19 protein-coding genes, 1 tRNA gene and 1 pseudogene are annotated in these 16,153 nt (G+C 49.3%); 9 read left to right on the top strand and 12 right to left on the bottom strand.

Annotated elements, in window-relative coordinates:
* The 4 genes and pseudogenes from ACTF7Q_RS08120 to ACTF7Q_RS08135 all read right to left on the bottom strand — a co-directional run.
* Positions 1 to 236 (bottom strand): annotated as a pseudogene (locus ACTF7Q_RS08120) (5-(carboxyamino)imidazole ribonucleotide synthase); the annotation flags it as partial.
* Positions 233 to 745 carry a 5-(carboxyamino)imidazole ribonucleotide mutase gene (purE, locus tag ACTF7Q_RS08125; RefSeq protein WP_438997341.1) on the bottom strand — a complete coding sequence of 171 codons (513 nt, stop codon included), beginning with the start codon at positions 743 to 745 and terminating at the stop codon, positions 233 to 235. The pseudogene ACTF7Q_RS08120 and the gene purE, both read right to left, overlap by 4 nt.
* A 46-nt stretch (positions 746 to 791) precedes the next feature.
* On the bottom strand, positions 792 to 1,001 hold the full coding sequence (locus ACTF7Q_RS08130; RefSeq protein WP_438997342.1) for a YdcH family protein: 210 nt from the start codon (positions 999 to 1,001) through the stop codon (positions 792 to 794).
* A gap of 58 nt (positions 1,002 to 1,059) precedes the next feature.
* Positions 1,060 to 1,623 carry a DUF1013 domain-containing protein gene (locus tag ACTF7Q_RS08135; protein ID WP_438997343.1) on the bottom strand — a complete coding sequence of 188 codons (564 nt, stop codon included), beginning with the start codon at positions 1,621 to 1,623 and terminating at the stop codon, positions 1,060 to 1,062.
* Positions 1,624 to 1,823: 200 nt separating this feature from the next.
* On the opposite strand from ACTF7Q_RS08135, the gene ACTF7Q_RS08140 reads away from it, so the two are divergent.
* Entirely contained in the window at positions 1,824 to 2,012 is a 189-nt protein-coding gene (locus tag ACTF7Q_RS08140) for a DUF1192 domain-containing protein (RefSeq protein WP_438997344.1), read from the top strand.
* Entirely contained in the window at positions 2,009 to 2,791 is a 783-nt protein-coding gene (locus ACTF7Q_RS08145) for a 3-hydroxybutyrate dehydrogenase (protein ID WP_438997345.1), read from the top strand. Before ACTF7Q_RS08140 ends, ACTF7Q_RS08145 begins: the two co-directional genes overlap by 4 nt.
* 19 nt (positions 2,792 to 2,810) lie before the next feature.
* Here the strand turns inward: ACTF7Q_RS08145 and ygfZ are convergent, their stop codons facing one another.
* Genes ygfZ through ACTF7Q_RS08165 form a run of 4 tightly spaced genes read right to left on the bottom strand, consistent with a single transcriptional unit; the run spans position 2,811 to position 5,615 of the window.
* Entirely contained in the window at positions 2,811 to 3,182 is a 372-nt protein-coding gene (ygfZ, locus tag ACTF7Q_RS08150; protein ID WP_438997346.1) for a CAF17-like 4Fe-4S cluster assembly/insertion protein YgfZ, read from the bottom strand.
* The gene (locus ACTF7Q_RS08155; RefSeq protein ID WP_438997347.1) at positions 3,182 to 3,718 is read right to left on the bottom strand and encodes a hypothetical protein; all 537 of its coding nucleotides are present in this window, start codon (positions 3,716 to 3,718) and stop codon (positions 3,182 to 3,184) included. Before ACTF7Q_RS08155 ends, ygfZ begins: the two co-directional genes overlap by 1 nt.
* 31 nt (positions 3,719 to 3,749) lie before the next feature.
* Complete coding sequence (locus ACTF7Q_RS08160) at positions 3,750 to 4,277, bottom strand: hypothetical protein (RefSeq protein WP_438997348.1); 528 nt, start codon at positions 4,275 to 4,277, stop codon at positions 3,750 to 3,752.
* A 51-nt stretch (positions 4,278 to 4,328) separates the two neighbouring features.
* Entirely contained in the window at positions 4,329 to 5,615 is a 1,287-nt protein-coding gene (locus ACTF7Q_RS08165) for an MFS transporter (RefSeq protein ID WP_438997349.1), read from the bottom strand.
* Between the two features lie 223 nt (positions 5,616 to 5,838).
* Between ACTF7Q_RS08165 and clpB the strand changes: the two genes are divergently transcribed.
* Positions 5,839 to 8,499 carry an ATP-dependent chaperone ClpB gene (gene clpB / locus ACTF7Q_RS08170; RefSeq protein WP_438997350.1) on the top strand — a complete coding sequence of 887 codons (2,661 nt, stop codon included), beginning with the start codon at positions 5,839 to 5,841 and terminating at the stop codon, positions 8,497 to 8,499.
* 93 nt (positions 8,500 to 8,592) lie between these two features.
* Here the strand turns inward: clpB and ACTF7Q_RS08175 are convergent.
* Positions 8,593 to 8,668, bottom strand: a tRNA-Thr gene (locus ACTF7Q_RS08175).
* A gap of 146 nt (positions 8,669 to 8,814) precedes the next feature.
* Between ACTF7Q_RS08175 and ACTF7Q_RS08180 the strand changes: the two genes are divergently transcribed.
* On the top strand, positions 8,815 to 9,237 hold the full coding sequence (locus ACTF7Q_RS08180; RefSeq protein ID WP_438997351.1) for a CBS domain-containing protein: 423 nt from the start codon (positions 8,815 to 8,817) through the stop codon (positions 9,235 to 9,237).
* Between the two features lie 75 nt (positions 9,238 to 9,312).
* Here ACTF7Q_RS08180 and ACTF7Q_RS08185 read toward each other — a convergent pair whose 3' ends face one another.
* From ACTF7Q_RS08185 to ACTF7Q_RS08195, 3 genes are all read right to left on the bottom strand, one after another.
* On the bottom strand, positions 9,313 to 9,645 hold the full coding sequence (locus tag ACTF7Q_RS08185; RefSeq protein WP_438997352.1) for a nuclear transport factor 2 family protein: 333 nt from the start codon (positions 9,643 to 9,645) through the stop codon (positions 9,313 to 9,315).
* A 95-nt stretch (positions 9,646 to 9,740) separates the two neighbouring features.
* The gene (locus ACTF7Q_RS08190; protein ID WP_438997353.1) at positions 9,741 to 11,177 is read right to left on the bottom strand and encodes a dihydrolipoyl dehydrogenase family protein; all 1,437 of its coding nucleotides are present in this window, start codon (positions 11,175 to 11,177) and stop codon (positions 9,741 to 9,743) included.
* Positions 11,177 to 11,887: a TVP38/TMEM64 family protein gene (locus tag ACTF7Q_RS08195; RefSeq protein WP_438997354.1), complete on the bottom strand. Its 711-nt coding sequence runs from the start codon at positions 11,885 to 11,887 to the stop codon at positions 11,177 to 11,179. The genes ACTF7Q_RS08190 and ACTF7Q_RS08195 overlap by 1 nt, the downstream gene beginning before the upstream one ends.
* Before the next feature lie 184 nt (positions 11,888 to 12,071).
* Between ACTF7Q_RS08195 and ACTF7Q_RS08200 the strand changes: the two genes are divergently transcribed.
* The 5 genes from ACTF7Q_RS08200 (at position 12,072) to ACTF7Q_RS08220 (ending at position 15,982) form a co-directional block, all read left to right on the top strand.
* Positions 12,072 to 12,272 (top strand): hypothetical protein, encoded by a 201-nt coding sequence (locus ACTF7Q_RS08200; RefSeq protein ID WP_438997355.1) that lies wholly within the window; start codon positions 12,072 to 12,074, stop codon positions 12,270 to 12,272.
* Positions 12,273 to 12,276: 4 nt separating this feature from the next.
* A complete protein-coding gene (gene murA, locus ACTF7Q_RS08205; protein WP_438997356.1) occupies positions 12,277 to 13,536 on the top strand; it encodes a UDP-N-acetylglucosamine 1-carboxyvinyltransferase in 1,260 nt (419 codons plus the stop codon).
* 14 nt (positions 13,537 to 13,550) lie between these two features.
* Entirely contained in the window at positions 13,551 to 14,063 is a 513-nt protein-coding gene (locus tag ACTF7Q_RS08210) for a DUF2948 family protein (protein ID WP_438997357.1), read from the top strand.
* A 39-nt stretch (positions 14,064 to 14,102) separates the two neighbouring features.
* On the top strand, positions 14,103 to 15,404 hold the full coding sequence (hisD, locus tag ACTF7Q_RS08215; protein ID WP_438997358.1) for a histidinol dehydrogenase: 1,302 nt from the start codon (positions 14,103 to 14,105) through the stop codon (positions 15,402 to 15,404).
* Between the two features lie 86 nt (positions 15,405 to 15,490).
* Complete coding sequence (locus tag ACTF7Q_RS08220; RefSeq protein WP_438997359.1) at positions 15,491 to 15,982, top strand: UPF0262 family protein; 492 nt, start codon at positions 15,491 to 15,493, stop codon at positions 15,980 to 15,982.
* Positions 15,983 to 16,153: the final 171 nt, after the last annotated feature.

The following is a 16,153-nucleotide window of genomic DNA, read 5'->3' on the forward strand; positions in this document are numbered from 1 at the left end:
TCAAGCGTTGCGGCGGGAACATTCTCAAATTCACTGGTGATCACATCGACTGAATCGGCAAAGCCTATTAATGCATCATGGTCATCATAAGCCGCTTCGGTTGCGGCAAAAGCAATATCGCCAGCTGGGCTGTTGCTGGCATCAGGGGCAAAAATATGGGCCTTTATGCCAAGCTGGGCGGCGGCAATTGCCAGCATTCGGCCTAGCTGCCCACTTCCCAATATGCCGATAATCATTCGGGTATTTCCGCGACATTGGCTGTTTGAGAGTCACGCCATGCAATCAAGCGTTGTGATAAGGCGCTATCCTGAAGCGCTAGTATCTGCGTTGCCAGTAAAGCGGCATTTTTGGCACCAGCAACGCCGATCGCCAGGGTTCCTACAGGGACCCCAGCAGGCATCTGGACGATTGACAATAATGAATCCATTCCCTTTAGCGCCGCTGATTCAACCGGCACCCCAAGCACAGGTAAATGCGTATGCGCGGCAATCATGCCTGGCAGATGCGCAGCGCCACCTGCGCCAGCTATGATAACAGCAAAGCCATTTTCATGGGCAGTTTCAGCAAACGCTGCTAAACGGGTAGGTGTACGATGTGCCGAAATGATTTTGGTGTCATGCGTTACCCCAAGCTCCTCAAGTAATGACGCTGTTTCCTGCATGGTTTTCCAGTCAGACTGGCTGCCCATGCAGATAGCTACCTTAGCAAGGGTAGAAGATGCCGAAGATGGGGTGCTACTGGCCATGTCATACTCACGTCGTTATTAAATCAGACAGTTTGGGCAATCGGAATTAGGCGATAATATCAGGAAGAATGCCAGTTTTGAGTTTAGTGATTTCGTCTTTTAAGATGAGTTTACGCTTTTTCAGCCTTTGTAATTTCAGCTGGTCAAAGGGTTTGTCATCGCCCAACCGTTCAATCACTTCGTCAAGGTCACGATGTTCGCTTTCAAGCTGGTAAAGCTGATTAGCCAAAGCCGCCTTTTGCTGTGCTCTTTCCATCGTTACGAAACCGTCTCCTTAGGTGAATGCGTCTAAAAATACGCTCTAATTACTGGGTTTATGGAAGCTCGGTCATATTTGAAAGCTGTTCTTCGGAATGCGGCGAACCACCAGCCTTTTCAATAGCAGCATCAAGGTCGGTCTGGGCACAAAGCCCAAGCATAGCAGGATGTTTTGCTGTGATATTGGCGATATTCCAATGCGATTTTTCACGAATTTTACCAATGGTTTCCTTTGTCGTACCAATCAGCTTGATAATCTGGGTATCTTTCAGCTCAGGGTGATGCTTGCATAGCCAAGCAATGCCGTCAGGCTTATCACCACGTCGCGCTACAGGCACATAGCGTGGGCCCTTAGTGCGCCGGTTTGGCGTTGGCAGATCAGATGTCGCCAGAACAAGACGACCAGTGCTATCAGCCTGACAGCGGTCAAGCTCATGTTGTGTTATCTGGCCATTTTGAACTGGATCATATCCCTGAATACCGATGCCGGCTTCGCCATCGGCGATAGATTGCACTTCAAGAACGTGAAGATTGCAGAAATCGCCAATCTGTTCAAATGACAGACTGGTATTATCAATAAGCCAGACGGCAGTTGCTTTGGGCATAAGAAGCTGGGTCATCATATCCTACCTTTGGTGCGTCGGTACACTGCGAAAGTTCTGTGCAGCCCGTCGCGCCGTTGTTACAAACATAACTGGAAACGTGGCTATAGTATAAGCTGGTTTGAAACGCAATGCAAAGCCTGCCTTTGACGTGTCTTGGAAAAATGCACATTATATACAAAGACTGCTGTGTGTGGGAAAACTAAACGGACTGTATCATGGAAGATGAACTCGAAAAGTTGAAACCAGCTGGCCTGCCTGCGGATATGCAAAGCTGGAATATTGAAGATTTACAAAATTATATTGCGCATATGGAAGCTGAAATAATACAGGCAAAGGCTTTGATAGCTGATAAGGGTGCCATCAATGCTGCCGCTGATGCCTTATTTGGCAAAGGCAACGAATGATGGGGGCTCAGCACGCGCTGATCACGGGCGCAACGTCAGGCATCGGACTGGCTATAGCACGGCGTCTGGCAGGTCAGGGTATGAACATCACCATAAGCGGCCTTGGCACCGCCAAAGATATTGCGGCTATATGCGATAGCCTTATGGGGGCTGGTGCGCTTATGGCAACGCATGATCCGGCTGATATGCGTGACCCGCTGGCGGTGCGCAAGATGATCGATAACGCCGCTGAACGCTTTGGCGGTATCGGCATTCTGGTCAATAATGCGGGTATTCAGCATGTGGCAGCGGTGACAGCGTTTCCGATTGATAAATGGGATGATGTGCTGGCGATAAATCTGTCAGCAGTCTTTCACGCTTCGGCCGCGGCGGCGGTGCATATGGTGACGGCAGGCTGGGGACGAATCATTAATATTTCGTCAGTGCATGGTCTTGTCGCGTCACCAGATAAGGCGGCTTATGTTGCGGCAAAGCATGGGGTGATTGGTCTGACCAAGACGATGGCACTTGAACATGCACGCGGTGCCATTACGGTTAATGCGATCTGCCCTGGATGGGTAAAAACACCGCTGGTTGAACAACAGATTGCGGCACGCGCCAAAGCATCTGGAACATCATTTGACGAAGAAGCCAATAGGCTTGTTGCTGATAAAATGCCAAGCTGGACATTCACCGATGCTGACGATGTGGCCGCGGCGGTGCAGTTTTTATGCGGGCCAGCATCGGCCAGCATAACGGGCACGTCATTGATTATGGATGGTGGCTGGACAGCACAATAAACCCGTCAGGATACAGACGTTAACTGTCAGTTTTGGCGGTCTTGGGCAATGGCAGCATCCAGTCGGGCAAAGCTAGCTGTGCAGCATGACCATCAATGGTAAGTGATGGTTTCTGGCCAGAGTCTTGAATCATATGCAGATCACTTAGTTTTATAAGTCCAAGCGTTATGGCACCACCAGCTGGCAGTGGTGTCATGGATTTGCAGTGACCAATCACGGCGTCATCAAGCATAATATCTGCTGATGGTTCTGGCATCGCGTCGATCATGAAAGGTGCTAGTCGTCGCTTAACCAACCCACGGTAATGCGTGCGTGCGGTGACCTCTTGACCGATATAACAGCCTTTACCAAAATCCACCGCATCAAGATGATCCAGACCAGATTCCAGCATCAAAGCGCGTTCTGGGGAAGATCAAGCGCACCTTGCGGTATGGCTTTTGCAATACGGATCGCATGCCATTCATCGATGGTTCCGGATGTTGCGCCTTGGTCGCTTAGCACTGTTTGGGCATCACTACCCAGATATCGATAACCAAGTGCGTCATCCCGCCTATCGACAAACAGGTGCGGCATAGGTTGAGGAGCCATATCTAGCTGCCACCAGATATGGCAGTCAATATCATCGCGCTTTTCGATTGTAACAGGTCGCCGCAGACGGTATCGGCGCAATCGCGTATAAAGATCATCGCGGCGATTTGCCTCGCATTGAAGAAGCAATTCATCTTGGCCGGTTCGATAGATCATAAAATCGATTAACACACGACCTTGCGGGGTCAAAAGCGCGCCTTGACGCATGGCACCACTATCCAAGGTTTCAACATTAGCCGTGATGATTGATTGCAGGAAATCAACCGCATCGCTACCAGCAATGGCAATGAAGCCCATGTCGGGCAAAGGTGCAAAAACGCTGTTTTTTGAAGTATCCATCATTTTGTTCATACCGTTATCGGCAAACCTATCAGTCCACAAAGTCAACATTGCCAGCGAAGGGCGCAATATAAAAACGCCGTTTGCTAGCCCAGAAACAACGATCTTCATCAGGCCATATTTCCCGATAATCAGGCATGTCACTGAAATAGAAAAGCTGTTTGCATCCTAGAAACCTGACAGTAAAGCTGGCTGTATCCATTTTAAGCTGGCCACGATCCTGGGACGTGACCGCAATCGCTGCCCGATCACGGCGGAAGCATTGCCCAACTTTTTCACCTCGGCATGCAGTTTCGTTGGACTCGGTGATGCGCACATAATTCAAGCGGCCATTGGTGAAGGTGAAACCTTCATCATCAAACATTTTGCATCCATCATCAGGTGCCCGCTGACGCTGGGCAAATTCACAAGAAAACCAGACCCCTTGCCATTTATCCAGTAGATTGGACGCACTCGCAGAACGCATCGCGCCTAAAGACAGCACTAACATCAGCAGACTTGCCAAAAGAATGCGGCTATATGTTTTACCACTATTAGCATGTATTTTATCTACAAGCATTATAAGCCCTAATTGTTATGACTGACTGATCAGTTTCATATATCAGATTTATCAGCCCTTACGGAAATGTCCAAGAACGATCATTGATGATATTTGCGCGAATATGGCAATCATCGCGCATGATCCCAAAATCATTTCCAAGCCACCACCAAGATCGATCATGAGCCCTAATATCATTGGCGATAGCGCTGAACCAAACACGCTGATTGGCAGAAAAATTGCTTTTATTTCGCCAAGATAGCGGGTTCCATAGGCTTCGGCAATGATCGCTGTCGTCGCGGCATTTGGGGTGCCGCCAGCAAGGCCAAATAACATAAAGAACACAGAAACCCCCATCACATTATCTGCAAAATATAAGCAGATACAGGCTAGTGCCGTTGGTAACATTGTATAGGGGGCAACACGTCGCGCGGTAAAGCGGTCAACAAGCTGACCTGCGACCAGTGATCCAATCACCGCAAACACAGCGTAGAGTACGTAATTGGCCGTCCAGCTGGCAAGTGATACATTTTTCACTTCTGCCAGATAAATCTGATGAAACATCACGCCTGTCAGAACATAAGACGGGACAGCGGTCAGCCACATTGACCCGAACCAGAAGGTTTTGTGGCGTATAACATCGCGGCGTCGCCAATGCCGCCCATCAAAACCAGCATCATTACCAAAGACATTTTGGTCTTGGACATCATCTTCATACTTGGCGGTGGCATCTTTTTGATTGCTAAGCCCTTCTAGTCCGCCACCATCCTGCAAGGGTGTGCGTTGGGTCAGATAGCGCAGAAATGGCGCCAAAATAAATAGCGCCGCAAAAGGTAAAATCATCCAGATTGTGCGCCAATCAATAAACAGCATCATTGTAACGACACTAACCGGGGCGATAGATTCCCCCAGCGTATGGCCAAGCTGGGCAATCGATAGCGCCCGTCCTCGTGCGCTGATATAACGCCGGGCAATGGCCGTTGCATAAGTGTGCGTTGTCATGCCCTGGCCAAACAGGCGTAACATGAACAACCCGATCAAGAGCATTGTAACTGACTGCACTTGGCTAAAGAATAACGCCGCGCCAGACAGTGATATCAGCACCATCAAGGCCAGCTTTTCCACCCGCATTATGTCGGCAAGCTTGCCAAGCCAGAGCAGGGTGATCGCGCTGGCTGTCGTGGCTATCGCATAATAGATACCAAAGTCACCGTGGCTAAGCGCTAATGCGTTACGTATATCGCTGGAAAAAAGCGAGATGAAAAAGGTCTGCCCAAGCGATGAAAACAGCGCCATGAGTAACCCAAACAGCAAAAATCGCCATTCGATTGTCAAAAAGTCACGCGTTGAAATTTTCATGGGTGCTGATCGTTTGATACTTGGAAACTGTTTATATGCTTCATCATAGGCAAGATTTTATGCGCAAGATAGAAGATTAATGATGTTTCAAATATTGAAATATGAAAGGCATATTCCTATGTCTCTTTCATGAAGACATAAATGAGGATGTTGCCGGATTCCGGCCACCGATAGGTGCGCCAGTCTTTCGTCTGGCAACCCGCTATAAAAAAGGTGATGCGTGATGCAAACAGATAAATTTACCGCGCTTGTGCGCAATGCTTTGACGGCTGGTCAGAATGCGGCTTTGAATGCTAATCATCAGCGCCTGACATCTGAACATGTGTTACTTGCCATGCTTGGCGATGAAAATGTCATGGTTCGAAGCTTGATTGGGCGCGCCGGAGGTGATGGCGCTGCTATACGCGCCGCGCTTGAAGCGAAACTGGCAGCAATGCCTGTGGTCACAGGTAGTGGTGCGGGCCAATTGCAGATGGATAATGATCTAGCACGCATTTTAGCTGCTGCCGAAACCGAAGCCAAGAATTTCAAAGATCAGTTTATTGCGATCGATATCTTGTTGTTGGCAATGGCCAAAGGTGGTCTCAAGAGCATATTTGACAAGGCTGGCGTCACCGCTGATCGGCTTGTTGATGCAATCACGGCCATGCGAAAAGGGCGAAGTGCCGATAATGACGCGGCCGAAGACACCTATGACGCTTTGTCACGTTATACGACTGATCTGACCGATGCCGCGCGCCGTGGCAAGCTTGATCCGGTCATTGGCCGTGATGCTGAAGTGCGCCGCACGATTCAGATTCTGGCACGACGGACAAAAAACAACCCCGTTCTGATTGGCCAGCCGGGCGTAGGCAAGACAGCGATCGCCGAAGGCCTGGCCCAGCGTATTGTCAATTTTGACGTGCCTGAGGCACTGGCCAATAAAACCTTATTGTCACTTGATATGGGCATGCTGGTTGCCGGTGCTAAATATCGTGGCGAATTCGAAGAACGTCTGAAAGGCGTTTTGAAAGAGGTGCAGGATCGCGATGGCGAGGTCATCCTGTTTATTGATGAAATGCACCAGCTTGTTGGCGCTGGCAAAAGTGATGGTGCCATGGATGCGTCAAATCTGCTGAAACCCGCCTTGGCGCGGGGTGAATTACGCTGTATTGGTGCCACCACATTGGATGAATATCGCCAGCATGTGGAAAAGGATGCCGCGCTTACCCGCCGCTTTCAACCGGTGTTTGTCGATGAGCCGAATGTTGAGGACTCGATCTTTATTCTGCGGGGTCTCAAGGAAAAATATGAATTGCATCATGGCGTACGTATTACTGATGAAGCACTTATTGCCGCCGCGCGTTTGTCGCATCGCTATATCAATGAACGATTTTTGCCGGATAAGGCGATTGATGTCATGGATGAAGCGGCCAGTCATTTGCGCATCCAGTCTGATAGCAAACCGGACGATCTTGATCGGACTGACCGCCAGATCATCCAGCTCAAGATAGAACAGGCAGCATTGCTAAAAGAAAATAAAGATACGCAGAATAAACGCCTCAAGGCGATCGAAAAGGAACTGGCCGACCTTGAAGTGAAGTCGACGGCGTTGACTGACGCGTGGAATGAGGTCAAATCGCAAATGGGAGAAGTTGGGCGTTTGCAGCAGGCACTTGAAGATGCGCGACATAATCTTGATGTTGCCCAGCGCCAAGGCGACCTGGAAAAAGCTGCCGAACTGACCTATTCGATTATGCCTGGGCTTGAACAGGAAATTTCAGCAGCCAAAGAAGCTGTGTCACAATCAGAGATGGTTAATGAAGACGTATCAAGCCAGCATATTGCCGAGGTTATCAGCAGCTGGACTGGAATTCCGGTTGATAAGATGCTGGAAGGCGAGCGCGAAAAATTACTGGCGATGGAAACCATCATTGGCCAGCGCATCATCGGTCAGGATGCAGCGATAGCGGCGGTGGCAAATGCCACACGGCGTGCCCGCGCAGGCCTTGCCAATCCCAATCAACCTATGGGTAGCTTTTTGATGCTGGGGCCGACGGGCGTTGGTAAAACCGAGCTGGCCAAGGCACTGGCGGCATTTCTGTTTGATAATGACACGGCGGTTTTGCGCATTGATATGTCCGAATATATGGAAAAGCACGCGGTCGCCCGTCTTATCGGCGCGCCTCCTGGCTATGTTGGCTATGAAGATGGCGGTAGTCTGACCGAGGCTGTGCGCCGGCGTCCTTATCAGGTGATCCTGTTTGACGAGGTTGAAAAGGCGCATCCAGATATTTTCAATGTGCTTTTACAGGTGCTTGACGAAGGGCATCTAACCGATGGCCAGGGGCGCCAAGTTGATTTTCGCAACACTATGATTTTGCTGACCTCTAATATTGGTGCTGATTATCTGCTGGAACTGCCGGATGGTGCCTCAAGCGAAGACGCGCGTGATAAGGTGATGGCGGATGTGGCTTCGACCTTCCGGCCAGAATTTTTGAACCGGCTTGACGAAACCTTGTTATTCAGGCGGCTTTCGCGGGATGATATGGGCGCGATTGTCGAGATTCAAATTGGCACGCTGGCGGCGCGTCTTGCCGAGCGTTCGATCACCCTGAGATTGGATGATGCGGCAATCGCCTGGCTGAGTGACAAGGGGTATGACCCGCATTTTGGCGCACGGCCACTACAACGAGTGATCCAAAACACGGTACAGAATCCGCTGGCCGAGGCTTTGTTAAGCGGCACCTTTGGTGATGGTGATACGGTGCTGGTCAGCGTTGATGCAGATGGCAAACTGACCTTTTCCAATAATGGCGTGATGATTGCCAGCAGTACAGATGTGACGCGCGCTTCTGGTCAGGATGAGCTATTAGGGGACGGTTCGGTTGCTGGCACCGCCTAGGGGTTAGGCAACCGTTATTCCTTTGTTAGCTAATGGCTGACGAGATAAGGATTGATCTCAAAGCCGCTGGTTATAATCTCGATAAGGGGAAGATGGTGCTGCCAGCGTGATTCGAACACGCGACCTCACCCTTACCAAGGGTGCGCTCTACCGCTGGAGCTATGGCAGCACTGATGCGGTATTTACAATAGAGTGTAAAGCTTTGCAAGCAGGATTGGCAGTTCAACTCAGGACAATGGTAAATCACATTTCTCTAATTTGACATAAATTGTTTCTCGCAAGCAAAGTTGAAGGTCAGATTGGGGGAGGTTGAAAATGACACCATTCATTGCCAAACTTATTGAAAGAGGCTGTGTTACCGTAAATGCCGATAGTGCCCTTGAAACTGTGGTTGATATGCTTGTCGAATGGGGTATCGGCACCGTCGTGGTCGTTGATCAGAGCATGCAGGTTCTGGGTATCCTGTCCGAGCGCGATATTATTCGTCATGTATCTGCACGAAAAACGCTTGCAGGGATTGTGGCGCAAGACCTTATGACAGCTAAAGTTATAACGGTTGACCAACAGGTAACGTCGTCGGAATTAATGCATTTGATGACCGAGAATCGCATTCGGCATGTGCCTATCACAAAAGGCAATAAACTTGTCGGAATTGTCTCAATCGGTGATGTGGTTAAAAGAATGCTTGAAAAATACGAACGGGAAACCGAGTTGATCAAGCAATTCATTAATTCCTAGGGTATGAGACTATGTTTTGCATGAGACAATGATGTGAAGGTGGCTGATCTATGGCCAGCCACCTTTGAGGTTGTTTTATTTATCCAAAGGGGTTGCGCCTGTTTCAGAACGAATGATTTTACCGTTTTCCAGCATATGTACGCTCATGATGGCTTCCCGGCTACCATCCGGAAAATCCATGACTGAATGCTCGACAATAATATCGTCATTTTCATAAAGACAGCGGCTATTATGAAATTGAACAGCATCATTTGCCATCATCATTTTGCCCATTTCTGTCATTTCGGTTTTGGTCATGCTGGTGCCTGACTGGTGCCGAACAAAGGTGAAATCATCATGATATAAAGTTGCCCAAAGCTCGGCATCACGCGCATCAATAGCCTGTTTCATAGTTGCGTAAATTGACATAATTCAGTCCTCCAATAATAATTGAATTCAACATCATGTATTTATATTCCATAAGGTAGCAAATATATGTTGCAATTAGATTGCGCTGGTCTGGTTCAGAATTTCATTAACAATTGAACGATATGGCGCATGCGGGGGCTGAATAATTTGTCGGTAAAAAAGCTACCTGCTGCACGTTTGCTGGCATCGCCATAGGTGGGATAGGGGGCAATCACGCTAGCCATTGTGCCAATCTTTTGCCTAGCAGTGATCGCCACCGCCCACGCCAGAATCATCTCACCTGCGCTAGGTGCCAGAATTGATGCCCCCAGAATATGTCCCTTTTTGTGCGTGATGACTTTGACCATACCTTCGGTGCGTGACTCAGCTATAGCCCGGTCATTTCCTGATAGGGGTGTGCTAAGAACACGGATCTGGTCGGCACCATATTTGGCGTGGGCGTCCTCGATGGTTAACCCCACATGCGCTAATTCGGGATCACAATAGGTCACCCATGGAATCGCTTTATCATCTATTTTGGCAGGTAGCTTGAACAGGATATTGCGGATCACAATACCAGCATGATAGCCAGCAATATGTGTAAATTGCTGACGTCCAGCAACATCACCTATTGCGAATATATGCTTCTTATTCGCGCGTAATCTTTTGTCAGTGATGATGCCTGCGCGGTTATACTGAATCCCTGCCGCGTCAAGATCAAGCCGGTCAAGTGTCGGACGGCGCCCTACCGCAACCAGCAGGTGACTGGCGTGAAGAATCTGCCCATCAGCCAATTGCACAGTAATATTTTCATCATTTTGCGTGGCTGAATCGGTGGTTTGGTAAATTTTGGTGACGCCAGCACCTTCGATGATGGTGACACCTTCTTTTATCAGCTGGTTTTTTAAGATACTGACAAGCTCTTGATCATCGCGTGCCATGACGGCCAATGCTTCAACAATGGTCACTTTTACACCAAGACGGCAATGCGCTTGTGCCATTTCAATGCCGATCGGTCCACCGCCAATGATGACAAGATGATCAGGCTTGTCGCGGGCGACAAAAATCGTTTCATTGGTATAGTAAGGGACGTTATCAAGCCCAGATATTGGCGGCACAGATGCTGTCGATCCGGTGGCAATAACAATATATTTTGCGCTGACTTCATAACTGTCCGACACCACAATATGGGCCGTTTTGAAACGGGCAAATTCGCTGATGACCGTAACGCCAAGACTGGTGAAACGCGCTACAGAATCATGGGGGGCAATGGTGCCAATCACCGTATCGACATAATCCTTGGCGGCGGCAAAATCAATTTTTGTATCAGTAGTATGAATGCCAAAATGAGCTTTGCCTTGTGCATTATGCGCGGCCTTGCCGACAGCTAATAGTGCCTTGGATGGCACACAGCCGGTATTCAGACAATCACCGCCCATGGCGCCACCTTCAAACAGCACCACATGCGCACCCATTTGCGCTGCGCCTGCGGCCAGACTAAGCCCGCCTGATCCAGCACCAATGATTACGATATCGGCTTTGATTGACTTCATTATTTTGTCTCAGATGGTTTGCGGGATCGGGTGACCCGTCTATAGATAACAGGCATCAAGGCTAGGGCGCCAAGCCCACCTAAGGCAATTAGAATTGATGGCGATGACAACACCGATAGATCTGGTGTCTGGCCTGATGCCAGAATGGTGTCAAAACCGCGGCCAACCGACACAAACACCATAGTGCCTGGCATGATACCAATAAAGGTAGCCAATAAAAAAGATGACAGCTTCATTTTTGTAAGCCCGGGAATGATATTTACCACCCAAAACGGGGCAGCAGGAATCAGTCTTAGTGCCAGCAGATAGTTAAAAGCATTTTCATTAAAGCCAGATTCAAGCCGCGCTATAAATGGCCCTGCCTTGTTACGCAGAATGTCACTAAAAACCGTACGCGCGGCCATAAAAACGATGCCAGCCCCCATTGTGGCCGCAAAAATAATCACTATGCCGGCTGGCCAGCCCAAAAGCGCGCCGCCAGTCAGGGTCAAAGGCAAGGCTATAGGCAATGAAAAAGCCACTACAATCACATAAAGCAACAGGAATATTGCATAGCTTGTCAGAACCTGGTCATTGGCAAACTGTTTTAGCAGACTGTAATTATTGCTAATTGTTTCCCAACTCACCAGATTATGTGTGCCGGTCGCAAAAAACAGTATCAGGCCGCTGACCAGCGTTACCGGAAGCGCATATTTGCGAATGAATGCCATATATCTGCCCTGCAATTAGGTGGATTTAGTGCCAAACTATGCCTATACATAATGGAATATGTCTTTGAAGTGTTTGGCGTATCTTGCAAACATCAAAATACTGCCACAAACTCTAGACATTGTTAACGTCGATAGCAAATAGCGTTGTGGGTAACACTGAGATTGAAAGTGAATGAGTAATCACATGTCAGATCACGAAAGATCAAAATCAACTGCGGCCAATGCAGACGAGCGGTTGGCGTCGGCGCTTAGGGAAAATCTGTTCCGGCGTAAGGCGCAAGCGCGGGCGCGGGCGCACAGTGCCAATGCGGCTGATATGTTGTCACATAACACTGTCTCGGATGATAGACAGTCGTCTGATACTGAATCGGATATGAAAGGGTAGCCTGGTGGATTACTTAGAAATTGCCGGTGGGGTTCCGCTGATTGGTGATATCAAAATCAGTGGTGCCAAAAATGCCGCGCTACCTTTACTTACAGCAGGGCTGATGACATCAGAAACTCTGACACTCGATAATGTGCCAAACCTTGCTGATACTATTTTGATGGAAGATTTGTTGCGGCATCATGGGCTTGATGTTGCGCGTGATGGCGAGACTGTTACCTTGGCGGGGGTAGCAGATAATTTTGACGCGCCCTATGATCTGGTTCGTAAAATGCGGGCTTCAATATTGGTGCTAGGGCCGTTACTGGCACGGTTTGGTGAAGCGCGCGTGTCTTTACCAGGTGGATGTGCCATTGGAACGCGGCCTGTTGATCTTCATATACGTGCGATGCAGGCACTTGGCGCGATGGTCGAACTAGCTGATGGCTATATTCAGGCACGTACGTCAAAAGGCCTGAAAGCTGCGCGGATCGTCTTTCCAATGGTCTCGGTTGGCGCAACCGAGAATGCTATGATGGCGGCAGCCCTTGCCGATGGCACGTCTGAATTGGTAAATGTTGCGCGTGAACCAGAAATCATCGATCTTGCCGATTGTCTGAACGCAATGGGTGCACAGATCACAGGAGCTGGCACCGACACTCTTGTGATCGAAGGCGTTGCCAGTCTTGGCGCGGCACGTCATGCTGTTGTTGCCGACCGGATTGAAGCTGGAACTTTTGCCATAGCGGCAGCAATGACCGAAGGTGATCTGCGGTTACAAGGCGCGTTACCAAAACATTTGGATGCGCTGATTATGGTGTTGCGTGAAGCCGGTGCCGATGTCGAAACGGGGTCTGATTATATTAATGTTCGGGCTAATAAACGGATGCGCTCACTTGATATTGTCACGGATCCATTTCCAGGCTTTCCGACTGATCTCCAGGCACAATTTATGGCGATGATGTGTGTAGCAGACGGATCATCGCGTATATCCGAAACGATTTTTGAAAATCGTTTCATGCATGTGCCGGAACTTGTTCGTATGGGTGCTGACATTAAAGTTGATGGTGGGCTTGCAATGATACGGGGGCGTGAAACCCTGACGCCTGCACCTGTAATGGCGACTGATTTGCGGGCGTCTGTATCTCTGGTTCTCGCTGCTTTGGCTACCACGGGAACAAGCAAGGTTAGCCGTATTTATCATCTTGATCGCGGTTACAGCCATTTGGAAACAAAACTCGGCAATTGCGGTGCGCAAATTATCCGTAAATCTGAAACAGACTGATAGGCCAAACAGGCATGAGTGACGACAAGACTTCGAAAAGCATTAATAGCAATTTGCGGCTTCGGGCGCAGGACGCTGATGATCTGGCAGTTTTATCATCATTGTTTCAGGACGCCATCATCCCCGGTAGTGATATGTATATCGACAAGGCAAATAAACGCTTTGTGCTAGTTGCAAACCGGTTTTGCTGGGAACGCCCACCGGCAGAGGGTGTGACGCTTGAAGATGGCGGTGATGTCTATGAGCGGGTGCTATCTGGGTTGCAGATTTTCAATGTTGAACATGTGCAACAAAGCGGTATGCCAGCCAATCGACAGGACAGCCTGCTCAATCTTTTGGCGCTTCACGTTGAACCGTTTCAGACTGCGGCAGAAAAGCAGAGTGCAAAACTGGCGAAATGGACTATAAGTTTGTTGTTTTCAGGTAATATAACGATAAAATTATCAGTTCAGGATATTGACGTTATCGCCGAGGATATTGACCTCACTCGTCCCACGGCAGTGCATCCTTGGCACGACTCTGCCTAGGGTATGGGCTTTTAGGAACAGAAAAGAGTTGTAACAATCATGACAACTAGGCTGGATTACAATCAGGCTGATTTTGAGCCACAATTCGCAGCATTGCTTGATAGCAAACGCGAGTCAGATCAGGATGTTGCTGATATCGTCGCGTCTATTCTGGCGCGCGTGCGCCACGAAGGTGATGCAGCCTTACTTGATCTAACGGCACAATTTGACCATTTCCAAAAAGATAATGTAGCCGCACTGGCAGTTTCAAAAGCCGAGATGCAATCCGCACTTGATGAGTTGGATCCAACATTGCGCACGGCGCTGGTGACGGCATGTGATCGTATCCGTGCATTTCATGAAAAACAGGTGCCAGAGGACTTTGGTGGCCTTGATGATGACGGGGTTGCGCTGGCGATGCGTTATACGCCTGTTGATGCGGCAGGGCTTTATGTGCCTGGTGGAAAAGCGGCCTATCCATCATCGGTTCTGATGAACGCCATTCCGGCGGCGGTTGCTGGTGTTGAGCGCCGTGTTATGGTTGTGCCCGCACCAGATGGTTATGTTAATCCATTGGTGCTGGCGGCAGCAGCGTTGGCTGATGTAACCGAAATATGGCGTATTGGCGGCGCGCAAGCGGTCGCGGCATTGGCCTATGGCACACAGACAATCGCGTCGGTTGATAAGATTGTTGGGCCTGGCAATGCCTTTGTGGCCACGGCCAAGCGGCAGGTCTTTGGAACAGTTGGTATTGATTCTATTGCGGGGCCATCGGAAATTCTGGTGATTGCCGATGCTCAGAATGATCCTGAATGGATTGCAGCTGATTTATTGTCCCAGGCCGAGCATGACGAAGCGGCTCAATCGATCATGATCACTGATGATGCGGATTTTGCTGATGCTGTTGACGCCGCCGTCAGGGCTATGCTGCCCCGTCTGGACCGGGTGGCAGTAGCAAGCCAATCATGGGCAGATAATGGCGCCATTATCACTGTACCTGATATGGCAAACATGCCTGAACTTGCCAACCGTATTGCCGCCGAGCATCTGGAGCTAGCGCTGGACGACCCCGAGAAATGGGCTGGAGACATTCGCCATGCTGGCGCTATTTTCCTTGGCCGTTATACCCCCGAAGCGATTGGAGATTACGTCGCTGGCCCCAATCATGTGTTGCCCACAGCGCGCACGGCAAAATTTTCATCTGGTCTTGGTGTGGCTGATTTCATGAAGCGTACAACTTTGGTAGGGTGTGATGCGGCCAGCTTTGCCAAAATCGCCCCAGCAGGTGTAAAACTTGCCAATGCCGAAGGGCTCGGCGCCCATGCTTTGTCGATGACGATCCGGATGACAAAGCCCGCATAATTGGCGATTATACTAGACTGATCGCGCGATTATCATAATCTGGTCTTTAAGCGTTTATAGCGCGCGTTCATTATCGAGGGGAAGCAATGTCCAATAATGATGGACATGAGAGTGATCAAGCACGCCGACTTGTCAAAATCGAACTTGACGAGGCCGATGCACCACGCCGTAGCGCCGAAGCCGAGCAGGAGCGCGCGATTGCGATTTATGACATCATTGAGGATAATGTCTTTGATTTGCCCGAGTATACGGGGCCGTTTCATCTATATCTTCGCCTTGAAGGGCGGCATATCAATTTTGATATTCGTGATGCTAACGAGCAAAATCTGGTGCAATTTTTTATGGCGCTTGGGCCAATGCGACGGGTCATGCGTGACTATTTCACTGTCTGTGATACATATTATGATGCGATCCGGACAAAATCACCATCACAGATTCAGGCTATCGATATGGGGCGGCGTGCCTTGCATAATGAAGGCTCGGAAATTTTACAAACGCGGCTTAACGGTAAAGTTGAAACAGATTTCGACACGGCCCGCCGTCTTTTCACATTGATTTGCGTATTGCAAACAAGATAGCCCAAACGCAGAATAGGTTAATGAGATGAGTGATAAATATGTAAAAAAGGCAACAGGATCGATTGGTGCGATCTTATTTGCTTGTAACCTGAATGCGGTACGCTCAGCCATGGCCGAAGCCATGGTGAAAGCAACCTTTCCGGGCAAGATTTTTACCGACTCCTGTGGTGT

It is taken from the genome of Puniceispirillum sp. (SeqCode), from assembly GCF_965657105.1.
GTDB lineage: Bacteria > Pseudomonadota > Alphaproteobacteria > Puniceispirillales > Puniceispirillaceae > Puniceispirillum.